Below are 349 nucleotides of genomic sequence, written 5' to 3' on the forward strand. Positions count from 1 at the left end.
GCCGGCTCGCCCCGAACACCGGGTCGATCGTCGTTCCACCAACCCAACGAACAGGTGAAAACCCATGAGTCACGATACGAAAACCCTCGCCGAGCAAGTCGTCCGCGCGTTCGAGGCGCGCGATATCGAGTCGATGTCGGCGTTGCTCGCCGACGACGTGCGCCTCGAGGACGTACCGCTCGGCGCGCATGTCGGCAGGCATGCCGTCGTCGAGAAGATCACCGACTTCTTCGGCAAGGCAAGCACCTATCGCTGGGAGCAGCAGCGCTTGATCGCACAGGGCAGCACCGCGATCGTCGAGCGCACGAGCCATATCGTGCTGGGCGGCAAGGAGATTCGGTTGCCGATG

1 protein-coding gene is annotated in these 349 nt (G+C 63.9%); it reads left to right on the plus strand.

Annotated features, from left to right (window positions below):
* Positions 1–64 precede the first annotated feature (64 nt).
* The coding region (locus SB816_RS30295; RefSeq protein ID WP_410548029.1) for a nuclear transport factor 2 family protein at positions 65–349 on the plus strand (285 nt) is incomplete at its 3' end.

The sequence above is a fragment of the Achromobacter sp. SIMBA_011 genome, assembly GCF_046535435.1.
GTDB lineage: Bacteria > Pseudomonadota > Gammaproteobacteria > Burkholderiales > Burkholderiaceae_B > Achromobacter > Achromobacter dolens.